Annotated in this window: 10 protein-coding genes; 4 read left to right on the top strand and 6 right to left on the bottom strand. The window is 65.1% G+C overall.

Annotated features, from left to right (window positions below):
- Nucleotides 1-91 precede the first annotated feature (91 nt).
- The 4 genes from ABIB45_RS19805 to ABIB45_RS19790 all read right to left on the bottom strand — a co-directional run bounded on the left by ABIB45_RS19805 (nt 92) and on the right by ABIB45_RS19790 (nt 7,241).
- Entirely contained in the window at nt 92-2,029 is a 1,938-nt protein-coding gene (locus tag ABIB45_RS19805) for an ABC transporter ATP-binding protein (RefSeq protein ID WP_354217551.1), read from the bottom strand.
- The gene (locus ABIB45_RS19800) at nt 2,026-3,846 is read right to left on the bottom strand and encodes an ABC transporter ATP-binding protein (RefSeq protein WP_354217550.1); all 1,821 of its coding nucleotides are present in this window, start codon (nt 3,844-3,846) and stop codon (nt 2,026-2,028) included. Before ABIB45_RS19800 ends, ABIB45_RS19805 begins: the two co-directional genes overlap by 4 nt.
- Before the next feature lie 156 nt (nt 3,847-4,002).
- The gene (locus ABIB45_RS19795; protein WP_354217549.1) at nt 4,003-4,950 is read right to left on the bottom strand and encodes a metallophosphoesterase; all 948 of its coding nucleotides are present in this window, start codon (nt 4,948-4,950) and stop codon (nt 4,003-4,005) included.
- Nucleotides 4,951-4,955: 5 nt separating this feature from the next.
- Complete coding sequence (locus tag ABIB45_RS19790; RefSeq protein WP_354217548.1) at nt 4,956-7,241, bottom strand: transglycosylase domain-containing protein; 2,286 nt, start codon at nt 7,239-7,241, stop codon at nt 4,956-4,958.
- Between the two features lie 37 nt (nt 7,242-7,278).
- Between ABIB45_RS19790 and sp36 the strand changes: the two genes are divergently transcribed.
- The 3 genes from sp36 to ABIB45_RS19775 are packed head-to-tail and all read left to right on the top strand — an operon-like array spanning nt 7,279 to nt 8,899.
- Nucleotides 7,279-7,434: a Sp36 family protein gene (gene sp36 / locus ABIB45_RS19785; RefSeq protein ID WP_011693223.1), complete on the top strand. Its 156-nt coding sequence runs from the start codon at nt 7,279-7,281 to the stop codon at nt 7,432-7,434.
- 2 nt (nt 7,435-7,436) lie between these two features.
- Nucleotides 7,437-7,970, top strand: coding sequence for a RidA family protein (locus tag ABIB45_RS19780; RefSeq protein WP_354217547.1), 534 nt, complete (start codon nt 7,437-7,439; stop codon nt 7,968-7,970).
- 17 nt (nt 7,971-7,987) lie between these two features.
- Nucleotides 7,988-8,899 (top strand): NUDIX hydrolase, encoded by a 912-nt coding sequence (locus ABIB45_RS19775; protein ID WP_354217546.1) that lies wholly within the window; start codon nt 7,988-7,990, stop codon nt 8,897-8,899.
- A gap of 293 nt (nt 8,900-9,192) precedes the next feature.
- On the opposite strand, the gene ABIB45_RS19770 is transcribed toward ABIB45_RS19775, so the two are convergent.
- Entirely contained in the window at nt 9,193-9,870 is a 678-nt protein-coding gene (locus tag ABIB45_RS19770; protein WP_123254700.1) for a Crp/Fnr family transcriptional regulator, read from the bottom strand.
- Nucleotides 9,871-10,113: 243 nt separating this feature from the next.
- Between ABIB45_RS19770 and ABIB45_RS19765 the strand changes: the two genes are divergently transcribed.
- A complete protein-coding gene (locus tag ABIB45_RS19765; protein ID WP_354217545.1) occupies nt 10,114-11,298 on the top strand; it encodes a MarP family serine protease in 1,185 nt (394 codons plus the stop codon).
- Between the two features lie 31 nt (nt 11,299-11,329).
- Here ABIB45_RS19765 and ABIB45_RS19760 read toward each other — a convergent pair whose 3' ends face one another.
- The gene (locus ABIB45_RS19760) at nt 11,330-11,536 is read right to left on the bottom strand and encodes a hypothetical protein (RefSeq protein WP_354217544.1); all 207 of its coding nucleotides are present in this window, start codon (nt 11,534-11,536) and stop codon (nt 11,330-11,332) included.
- Nucleotides 11,537-11,557: the final 21 nt, after the last annotated feature.

Raw genomic sequence — 11,557 nt, 5'->3', positions numbered from 1 at the left:
CGCGTAAACCACCGGTCCCGCGCGGCAACCCACGAATCTATCTGAACCGGAGGTTCCAGCCCGGGACCGGGGGTCTGCCCCTTCATATTGTCTAGACCAGGGATTCTTTCCAGGCACCGTGGAGGTCAGCGAACCTTCCCCCGCCACCAATGAGTTCGGCCGGGGTGCCGTCCTCAACGATGCGGCCGTCGTGGACCACCAACACCCGGTCCGCCGTTTCCACCGTGGAGAGCCGGTGCGCGATGATCAGCGCCGTCCGGCCGACGCCTGCGGCGGCGCTGCCGTGCGCATAGTCGACGGAATCCGGGGCATCCGCAGCATTGCGGGCTGAACCCGCGCCACCCACGGAACCCGGGGCATCTGGCGAAGTCCCGCCGTCGGACGTTCCATGCAGGAGCCGGGCCAGGCCGCTCTGCACCAGGCGCTCGGAGGGGATGTCCAGCGAGGACGTGGCCTCGTCCAGGATCAGCACCGCGGGCCGGGCCAGGAACGCCCGCGCGAAGCTGATCAGCTGCCGCTGCCCGGAGGAGACGCGGCCGCCGCGCTTGTTGACGTCGGTGTCGTAGCCTTCGGGGAGTTCGGTGATGAACCCGTGGGCGCCGACGGCCCGGGCCGCTTCCTCAACCTCGGCCCGCGAAGCCTCGGGCCGGCCCAATGCGATGTTGTCCGCTACCGAGCCGCTGAACAGGAACGCCTCCTGGGTGACCATCACGATATTCCGCCGCAGGTCGGTGCTGCTGAGGCTGCGGAGGTCTACGCCGTCCAGGGTCAGGGAACCGGCGGAGACATCGTAGAAGCGGGCGATCAGCTTCGCCAGCGTGGATTTGCCGGCACCGGTCTGGCCCACCAGCGCCACGGTCTGGCCGGCGGGGATGTGCAGGTCCATCGTGGTGATGACCACCGGACCGTCGCCGTACCGGAACTCCACACCCTTGAAATCGACGGTTCCGCGGGCGTTTGGCAGCGCCACGGCATTTTTGGGCGGGCGGACCGTGGGGGCCTCCTGCAGGAGGCCGGATACCTTCTCCAGGGCGGCCTGGGCACTCTGGAAGGAGTTGTAGAACATGGCCATCTGGTCCACGGGCTGGAAGAAGCGCTTCGTGGACAGGATCAGCGCCAGCAGCACGCCAACCGCCAGGTCGCCGCCCAGCGCCCGGAACCCGCCTAACAGCAGCACCACGGCCATGCAGACGTTCCCGATCAGCACCAGGCCCGGCTGGAAGATGCCGTTCAGGTTGATGGAGCGAACGGTGACGTGCCGGTAGTCCTCGGAGAGCTCGCCGAAGCGCTCAGCGTTCTCCTGCTCCTTGCGGAAGGCCTTCACCGCGCGGATCCCGGTCATCGTCTCCACAAAGTGCACAATGAGCCGCGCAGAGACGACCCGTGACTCCCGGAACGCAATCTGGGAGTGCTTCTGGTACCAGCGCGCCAGGAAGTACATGGGCACGCCCGCGGCCAGGACAATCAGCCCGCTCCGCCAGTCGAGGACAAAAACGGTAATAACTGTGAAGACCATAAACAGCAGGCCGGAGGCCAGTGAGCTGACGCCGGAGTCGAGGAGTTCGCGAAGGGCTTCCAGGTCCGAGGTCTGCCGGGCGATGATCCGGCCTGAGGTGTACTTCTCGTGGAATTCCAGGCTGAGGCGCTGGGTGTGCCGGAAGACCCGGACGCGAAGGTCCAGAAGCATGGCTTGGCTGAGCCGCGCGGTGGAGGTGACGTAGAGGGCGGTGAGTCCCGCCGTCGCGATCGCCGCGAGGAGGTAGGCGACGCCGGTAAGCACCAGCGGAAAGTTGTCGCCGCCCTGCAGTGCGGGCAGCGCATGGTCGATGCCGAAGGCGATGAGCGCCGGCCCCGCCACCCGGGCGGCCTGCGAGAGGACCACCATGGTGATGGTCAGCCAGAACCTGAGCCGAACCGGACGGATCAGCCTGGCAAGCAAGGCGAGCGACCGCCGTCGTACGGTTTTGCTGTCCGCCTTGCTGAGATGGGCGTTATCCTCGTTGGCCGTGCCGAAGGTTGCGTTGCTCATCGGGTGATTTCCTCTGCCACGGCATCGGCCTCTTCTTCAAGGTCCGACAGTTCCGAATCCAGGACCCGGGGTTCCTGGTCGAGGCTGGCGATGACGTAGCGGTAATGGGGGTTGTGCGCCAGCAGGTCGGTATGGGTTCCGACGGCGGCGATCCGGCCGTCTTCGAGCAGCGCCACGCGGTCGGCGAGAGCCACCGTGGACGGGCGGTGCGCGACGATCAGCGTGGTGGTGTCGTTCAGGACCTCCCGGAGCCGGTTTTCCACCAGCTCCTCCGTGTGCACGTCGAGGGCAGACAGGGGGTCATCCAGCACCAGGACCCTGGGCCTGGCCGCGATGGCCCGGGCCAGGGCGATGCGCTGGCGCTGCCCGCCGGACAGGCTCAGGCCTTCCTCGCCGATGAGCGTGTCCACCCCCTCCGGCAGCGAGTACGCAAAGTGTGCCTGCGCCACGTCCAGTGCTTCGTCCAGGGCAGCCTCGGTCCGCTCCGGCGCTCCGAGGAGCACGTTGTCCCTGACCGAGTTGGAGAACAGCGTGGTGTCTTCGAACGCGACGCCCACCACGCGCCGGAGCTCGTCGACGTCGAACCCGCGCAGGTCCACGCCGTCGATGGTGATGGCACCGGCCGTGACGTCGAACAGCCGCGGGACCAGCTGGATCAGCGCACTCTTGCCGCTCCCGGTAATGCCCACAAGCGCCATGGTTTCGCCCGGCAGGACCTCCAGGTTGATGTCCTTCAGGATGGGCTTGTCCGGGGCGTCCTCAAATGCGAAGGTGGCGTTGTCGAAGCGCAATGCCCCTTTCAGCTGCGACGGCCTGCTCGGGGCCGGGGGACTGGTAATGGTATTGACCGAGTCCATCACCTCGTAATGGCGGTCGACCGCGGTCTTGGCGGTCAGTGCCATGGCCAGCAGCATGCCGGAGAATTCCACTGGCGTGGCGATGACCGCCGCCGTGGCAAAGAAGGCCACCAAAACGCCGATGCTCAGCTGGCCGCTGGCACTGAGCATCACGCCCACCACCAGTCCGGTGCCCAGGGCGAGCTCCGGGAGCAGCGTGACCACCATCGTGAAGGTCGCCTGGTGTTTCGCCTTGGCGATCTCGGTCTGGCGGAGTTCCTCCGCCTGTTCATTGAAGCTTTCCAGTGCCTCGCGGCTGCGGCCGAAGGCTTTCAGCACGCGGATGCCGTGGACGGATTCCTCCACGGTGGTGGCGAGGTCGCCGGCCTGGTCCTGGCTGCGGCGCGCCACTTTGCTGAAGCGGGTCCGGAAACGGAATCCGTAGGCCATGATGGGCACCGCAGCGGCCATAAAGATCAGGGCCAGCTGCCAGCTCATGGAGAACATCACCACAATGCCGATGACCACCGTCAGGGTGGTGACCACCAGCATGATGGCGCCGAACGCCATCCAGCGGCGCAGGAAGTTCAGGTCCGTCATGGCGCGGGAGAGCAGCTGGCCGGAGCCCCAGCGGTCATGGAACGAGACAGTCAGGTCCTGGAGGTGCCTGTAGAGCGAGACGCGCATCCGGGTTTCCACGGTGGTGGCCGGGTTGATCACGAACTGCCGGCGCAGGGCTATCAGGACCGCCTCGGCAATGCCAAGGACCAGGATCACGACGGCGGCCGTCCAGACCGCGTCCGTCGCACCGCCGGGTTTCAGTGACTCGTTGACGAGAACCCGGAGCACCTGAGGGATGGTCAGAGCCACGAGGCTGGCCAGCAGGGCGCTGAGGAGTCCCAGTACCAGCCGGGGAATGATCGGCCTGACATGGGGGTAGAGACGTCTGATGGATCTGAAAAATGAGGTCTTCTTGGCCATGCCCGCTTCTCAAGCTTTAAATCGAACGTAGTTTCCCGTAGCAACTACCCTATGCCACGGCGTGAGCCGATTCACACAGTACACTTCCTACTTGCCCTATAACTTATGTCGTCGACACCACCTCGGATAAGAGCTATAAGTGATAGGGCAACGGGGTTAGTCGCGGGACGTCAGCGTCAGCAGCACGGCTTCAGGCTTGCACGCGATGCGGACGGGGGCGAAACGTGAGGTGCCGATGCCGCCCGAGACGTTCACCGGCGTCGTACGTCCTTCGCTTTCCCAGTCGTTGAGGCCCTTGGCCCGCCACGTGGGGAGGTCGCAGTTGGCCACGAGCGCTCCGTAGCCGGGAACGCAGAGCTGGCCGCCGTGGGTGTGGCCGGCGAGCAGCAGGTCTGCGCCGTCCCTGGTGAAATGGTCCAGAACCCGCTGGTACGGGGCGTGGGTGACAGCCATGCGGAGGTGCGGATCGTTGTCCTGGTTCCGGGTGCCGCGGGGCCAGCCCGCATAGCGTTCCCGGTTCAGGTGCGGATCGTCCACCCCGGAAAAGTCGAAGCGGATCCCCTTCAGCACCACGGACTGGTGCCGGTTGGTGAGGTCCACCCAGCCGCGCATGCCAAACCCGGAGCGCAGCCGAGGCCAGTCAAGTTCCGCCGGCTTCGGCGTGGACTTCGATGGCCCCAGCAAGTACGACGCCGGATTTTTGAACGACGGTGCGAAGTAGTCATTCGACCCCGGCACAAACACGCCGGGAAATTCCAAAAGCGGGCGCAGCGCCTCGAGGAGCGGGTCCACGGCTTTGGCGTGGCTGAGGTTGTCTCCGGTGTTGACCACAAGGTCCGGCTTCAGCGATGCCAGGGACTCCAGCCAGGCTGCCTTGGTGTCCTGGCCCGGGACAAAGTGGATGTCGCTCAAATGCAGGACGCGGAAGGGCGCCTGGCCCGCCGGCAGAATGGGCAGGGTTTCTTCGCGCAGGACGAATTGGTTCTTCTCCCACAGCCCGTATCCGAAGGCAGCGAGACCTGCCGCAGTGCCGGTGGCGGCGGTGACGGCAAAGCCGCGCCCGATGTTCCGGACACGGCTGGCCAAGTCGGGACTGAGAGCCATGCGGCCTAGTCTTTCTTGTTGTCGCTGTTGCCCGGCGCACTGGGCGCGGGTGTAGGAGCTGGCTGGGCGGGGGCCTTTCTAGGCGTGGTTCCCTGCGGTGACGGCGTAGCCCTGGCGGGCGTTCCGTTCACCATGCTGGTGGGCGGCGCGGGGAACGGGTTGGTTCCGTAGCCCGGCGCGATCTTGCTCATGAAGTTGGAGAACATGGGGCCAGCAATCATGTATCCGTCAATGCCCTGGTAGAACTTGCCGTTGATGGTCACGTTCTGGCCCGACCGGCTCTGATTGCCCAAAGGATCGCCGTACCAGGCAGCCGTTGCCAGGCCGGTGGTGTGGCCCACCACCCAGGTGGACCCGTTGTTATTGGACGTGCCGGTCTTGGCGCCGATCGGGAAGCTGGTCTTGGTGGAGATCCGTGGTTGGATCAGGGCACCGGAGCCACGGTTCAGGACTTCCTGCAGCGCGTAGTTCACGCCGCGTGCAACTTCAGGCTTGACCGCGTCCCGGCAGCTGGTGGACTGCGCCGGCAACTGCTTGCCGGTGGCGTCCGTTACTGAGGTGACAGCGATCGGCTCGCAGTACTTTCCGTCGTTGGCGAACGTGGCGAACGCGCTGGCCATGGTCAACGGCGAGGTCTGGGTGGAACCGAGCAGGTTGCCCAGGGTGAACATGTCGACCTTGGGATTCGGCGTCCCATCCGCGGCGGGCAGGCCGCTGTGAAGTCCCACCGCGTCCACCATCTTCTGGATTCCGCAGAAGTCCAGCTGGGCCGCGGTAGCAAAGGTCACCGTGTTGATGGAGTTGTACAGGCCTTCAAGGACGGTAAGGGGCCGGTACCACTGGGGCTCCGCGTTCTGCAGGTCGTCTGCCGCGCCCAGGGCCTTCTCCGCGGTGTTGTAGGCGCCATTCATCACCCCGCAAGAGTTCTTCCATGGGAAGTTCAGCGGATAACGCCGCTGGGCGGCGTTGACCACAGTGTTCATGGTCTTGCCCTCATCAAGCCATTCGGCAAAGGTGAACGGTTTCATGGTGGACCCGGGCTGGGCGCCGCCCATGCCGTTGAGGTCGTTGCCGTTCTTATCCAACTGGTCCACGTTGAAGTTCACCTGGGAGTCAAAGCCGCCCTGGGCCGGCAGGAACGACGTGTTCTGCGCCATGGTGATGATCTTGCCTGTGTTCGGCTGCACGGCGACCATTGCAGCCCCCCACTTGTCCGGGTTGGCGCCGGCCGAGGCGTTCACCTGCTCCTGGGCTGATGCCTGGGCTGCGGGATCCAGCGTGGTGGTGATGGTCAGGCCGCCACCGTAGATCAGCCGCTGGCGCTCTTTGACGTCGGCGCCGTAGGCCGGGTTGTTCTCCAGCAGGTGGAGCACGTAGTCGCAGAAATAGGGCCCAGTGGACGCATAGGCGCAGCCTTGGCGCGCAGGCGTTATCTTCGTCTCCACCGGGGTTGCCACGGCGGCGTCGTGATCGGCCTGGGTGATCTTGCCCTGGTTCAGCATCAGGCCCAGCACCAAGTCCCGGCGGACCTTGGAGTTCTCAGGGTGGGTGATCGGGTCAAAGGCCGACGGGCTGTTGACGAGGCCTGCAAGGAGTGCGGACTGCGCGAGCGTGAGGTCTTTGGCATTGGTGCTGAAGAAGAACTTGGACGCGGCCTCGATGCCGTAGGCGTCACGGTTGAAGAAGACGATGTTGAGGTAGCCCTCAAGGATCTGCTCCTTGGAGAATTCCTTTTCAAGGGCAATGGCTAGCTTCATCTCCCGAAGCTTGTCCCCGACGCCCTTATTAACGCCGTTGAGCTTGATGGCCTCTTCATTTCCCTCGGCTGCAAGGTTGGCGTTGAGGACGTTGTTGACGTACTGCTGGGTGATGGTGGAGGCACCCTGCTTGTTTCCCCGGGCGGTGGCCACGAGGGCCCGCATGATGCCAGTGGTGTCAACGCCGCCGTGCTCAAAGAACCGGCTGTCCTCCACCGCGATGATGGCTTCCTTCATGAACGGCGAAATCTGGTCAAGGCTGACCTTGGTGCGGTTCTCTGAGTACACGCTGGCGATCTGGCTGCCGTCCGCGGCCAGGATCCTGGTGGTCTGGTTGGGCGGGTCCACCTTCAGCTCCGCCGGGAGGGTGTCGAAGAACTCGATCGAACCGCTCGCCGCGCTGCCGGAGACAGCCGCGGCGGGGACCAACAGGCCCGCCACCAGGACACCACAAATAGCGCTCACGCCAAGGAAGCCAAAAATCTTTCCGAGGGTAGTGGCCGTGTCGAAAATGGGGTTCTTACGAGTCACCATGTTTTCCACTTTACCGGCAACGACTAGTCTTTCTTTCATGACCAAATGGGAGTACGCGACGATTCCGCTCATTATTCACGCCACAAAGCAGATCCTGGACCAGTGGGGAGAGGACGGCTGGGAGCTCGTCCAGGTTGTCACCGGACCGGACGGCAACGGCTTGGTTGCCTACCTCAAGAGGGAGAAGCAGTAACAGTGAGCACCCCCGCAGAAACCACGTCCGGCGCGGCTAACGCGCCGATTTCCGCCGTCGAGCAGCGACTCGCCGAGTTGGGCCTCACCCTTCCCGAGGTGGCCGCACCAGTTGCCGCGTACGTCCCGGCAGTCATCTCCGGCAGCCACGTGTACACGTCCGGGCAGCTGCCGTTTATTGACGGCAAACTCGAAGCTACCGGCAAGGTTTCCACCGGCACGGAGGGCGCCTCCGACGAGCCCACAGTGTCCCCGGAGGACGCCAAAGCCTACGCCGCAGTCTGCGCCATCAACGCGCTGGCGGCAGTGAAGAGCGTCATAGGTGACCTTGACCGCATCACCCGGATCGTGAAAGTGGTGGGCTTCGTTTCATCGGACCCGTCCTTCACCGGCCAGCCGGGCGTCATCAACGGCGCGTCTGAGCTCCTCGGCCAGGTATTTGGCGACGCGGGCCAGCACGCCCGTTCCGCCGTCGGCGTTTCTGTTCTTCCGCTCGACTCTCCAGTAGAGGTCGAACTGATCGCTGAATTCAGCTAAGGACCCGGTTCACTCAATTGCCGCAGCTTGCCCGACGCATGTTCGCCCTCCCTCCGGAGCTTGAAGGGGCGGCTCAAAGCTGGCTCGACCACGGCGAGCGGACACCGCGTGCCGCCCGTTTGGCATCCTCCGTGGTGCTTCTGCGGGACTCGCCCACGGGCCTGGAAACGTGGCTGGGCTACCGGCCCGGGTCCTCGCCCCTGGGCGTGCTCGCCTTCCCCGGGGGGTCTTTGGAGGCGTCCGACGACGACGCCGTCGGCTGGCTGGGCCCCTCACCCCAGCATTGGGCTGAGCAGTTGGGAACGGCCGACGTCGGGCTGGCGCGCCGTCACGTGGTGGGCGCCATTCGCGAGCTGTTTGAGGAAACCGGGGTGCTCCTGGCCGGACCGGACATGTCCACCACCGTTGAAGGCACCTCCAGTCACGAGTGGATGCGGAGCCGGGTGGCAGTGGCCGACCAGGAGAAGACCTTCACCGAACTGCTGGCCAAGCGGGGCCTCTCCTTGCGTACAGACCTCCTGAAACCGCTGGTCAACTGGCGCAGTCCGGACTTTGCCCACCACCGGTTCGACACCCGCTACTTCGCTGCCACAGTGCCTCTAAACCAGCAGCCCAGCCTCCTGGAAAGCAAGGGCATCTGGGGCCGCTGGGTGTGCGCCACCAACGTCATCGCCGAACGCCACACCACCGCAATGGGCGATGAAGTGGGCAAGGAGAACACCGTAGGTCTCACCCTCGGCCAGCTCCTGGTGCCAGGCTCAGAGATCATGCTCGAAAAAATGGCCGCCGCGAACGGCTGCATCGCCTACCTCAGCTACAAGCGCAAACCCCACGTCTACCAGGCACGCCTGGTCGAGGAAGAAGGCAAACTGATGCTAGAAGTTGAGGCGGCCAAAACCATAGCCGGAGATCACCAGCGCGAACGCTAGCCTGTCCGCGGATCTGTTGGGCCCGCGGACCGAAAACGCGCATCCTCGGCGTGCTGCTCCTTCGTCGCTTTGACGCACGCTGCCGGATGCCCATTCCCGATCCTCTCTGTTGACACGGCGGCCGCCGATGCCCGCGATGCACTCCTGCCATGGGTGGGAGGCGGTCCTATTCCGGCCCACCTATGCGGTAGGTTCGCAAAAGGCCCGAGGCGCGGCATCCGGAGGCGTGCATCAGAGCGACGAAGGCCCAGCACACGGAGGATGTCGGGCTTCGGGCCTCGACCGGTAAAGAACTAGCGGGAGCGCTGGCGGAGACGCTGCATATCCAGGATCACAACGGCGCGGGCTTCGAGGCGGAGCCAGCCGCGCTGGACGAACTCGGCCAGTGCCTTGTTGACGGTCTCGCGGGATGCGCCCACCAGCTGGGCCAGTTCTTCCTGCGTGAGCTCGTGGGCCACCAGCACACCGTCGGTTGCCGGGCGGCCAAAGCGGTCCGCCAGGTCCAGGAGCGCCTTGGCCACGCGGCCCGGAACGTCGGAGAACACCAGGTCGGACAACGAATCGTTGGTGCGGCGCAGGCGGCGGGCCAGGGCCTGCAGCAGCTGCGCCGAAACCTCGGGGCGGGTCCGCAGGAGGCCGTTGAGGCTTTCGTTCTTCAGCCCGGCCAGGCGGGTTTCGGAGACGGCCGTTGCCGTGGCCGTGCGGGGGCTGGGGTCAAAGAGCGCCATTTCACCGAACAGTTCGCCCGGGCCCAGGATGGCGAGAAGGGATTCCCGACCATCGGGGGAGGTGCGGCCCAGCTTCACCTTGCCGGAGACAATGAAGTAGAGCTGGTCACCCTGGTCACCCTCGCGGAAGACCGAGGCGCCGCGCGACAAATCCACCTCGGTCAGCTCGTCCGTCAGCAGTCGGAATGCTTCGTCGTCAAGCGTTGCAAATAGTGGTGCTCGGCGCAGTACCTCGATGTCCATGAAATCTCCTGAATAAAAGTGTCGGCTGTGGCGCTTTTGCCATTGTTTCAGAATTTTCAAGGTTCTGTGACGTACTTGGCAGCGGAAACGCCGCCATGTGGCCTTCCTGTTGCCGGGAGGAGCGCCAGTTGCGGCGGCATTTGCGCCCGAACGCGGCCGAAACGGGCGGGGGAGGACGCCCCCACAGAAGAATGTCAGCGGACGCCACTAGAATTGGGTCTCAACCGTATTAGAGGAGCGTCAGTGTTTGGCTTGACCGTTCTGGACCTGTTGCTGATCCTGGCTCTGCTGTCTTACTTGATCTATGGCCTGCGCAACGGCTTCCTGGTGACTCTCGGCGGCATCGCAGGTTTCGCGGCGGGTGCCGTTGCCGCTTTCTTTGCCGTCCCGCTGGTCAGCGAGTTAGTGGCGGAGTCCGGCTGGCGGCTCACCGCCATCGTGGCGTCCGCCGTCGTGCTCATGGCATTGGGCCATGGTCTCGGGACCATGATCGGGCGGAAAATCCGCGGCGCTGTGCGGATCAAGCCGCTGCGCGCGGTGGACCGCCTGGTGGGCGGGGCGGTCAACGTGGTCGTTTCAGCCCTCGTTATGTCCATGCTGGCTTTCAGTATCAGCGCCTTGGGCGTTCCCCTTGTGTCGCAGCAGCTCGCCGAGTCCAAAGTGATCCGCTACATCGACGGCCTGACCCCCGTCCCGCTGAAGGCGACTCTCGCGCAGTTGCGTTCAACGATGATCGGCAACGGCATTCCCACGCTGATTGAAGGCCTGGGCCAGGGTCCGCAAGTGTCCGTGCCCAACGCCAGCACCAACACACCGGCGCTGAACCGGGCCGCCGCATCGGTCCTCAAGATCGCGGGAACGGCGTACCAGTGCGGCCAAAACCAGACCGGCACCGGCTTTGTGGTGTCAGCCGGGCGGGTTGTGACCAACGCCCATGTGGTGGCGGGCGTGTCGCAGCCGGTGGTGGAGATTCCCAACGGGGGAGCGATGCCCGGCCGCGTGGTCTACTTCGACACCCGGCACGACCTCGCCGTGCTGGCTGTTGACGGACTGCCTTCCGAGCCGCTGGCCCTGACGTCCGACCTTCCAGGCGGCAGCCCCGCCGCGTTCGCCGGCTACCCCCACGGCGGTCCCTTCAAGTCCAACCCCGCCACCATCCAGGACATCGCCTCGGTCCTGGTGCCGGATATCTACGGCCAGAACCCGGCACCCGAGGATATTTACCGCCTGGCCGGGGACGTCCAGCCCGGGAACTCCGGCGGACCGCTGCTGACCATGGACGGCCAGGTGGCCGGCGTCATCTTTGCGAAGGCAACCTCCGACGCCGAAATGGGGTTCGCAATCACCATGGACGATCTGTTCCCGGTGGCGTCACAGGCTGCCGGCCTGGACGCGCCTGTGTCTTCCGGACAGTGCATCCAGAAGTAGCGGGAGGCCGGTCAAAGCCCGTCAGAACCGCTCAAAGCCATTCGAGGCTTTGGCCGTGAGGGCCGGTGATGGCTACCGGATGGCGGTTGTGCGTGAGCAGGAACTTGCCCAGGATCAGCTGCCGCTCATTGAGGTCGCCGGCCGCCAGCCGCGGCGGATCCTGCCGGGCGCCGCCACCGTGCCGAAGTGCAGTACCACGCCGCGGTGCGGCCGCCGGGAACCGCCGGGACGCGGTCACGGTCCGGTGCAGGCTGAAGTT

It is taken from the genome of Arthrobacter sp. UYCo732 (assembly GCF_040547265.1).
In the GTDB taxonomy this organism is placed as follows: Bacteria; Actinomycetota; Actinomycetes; order Actinomycetales; family Micrococcaceae; genus Arthrobacter.
The sequence above is the reverse complement of the archived record's forward strand: the minus strand, read 5'-3'. Positions and strand labels throughout refer to the sequence as shown.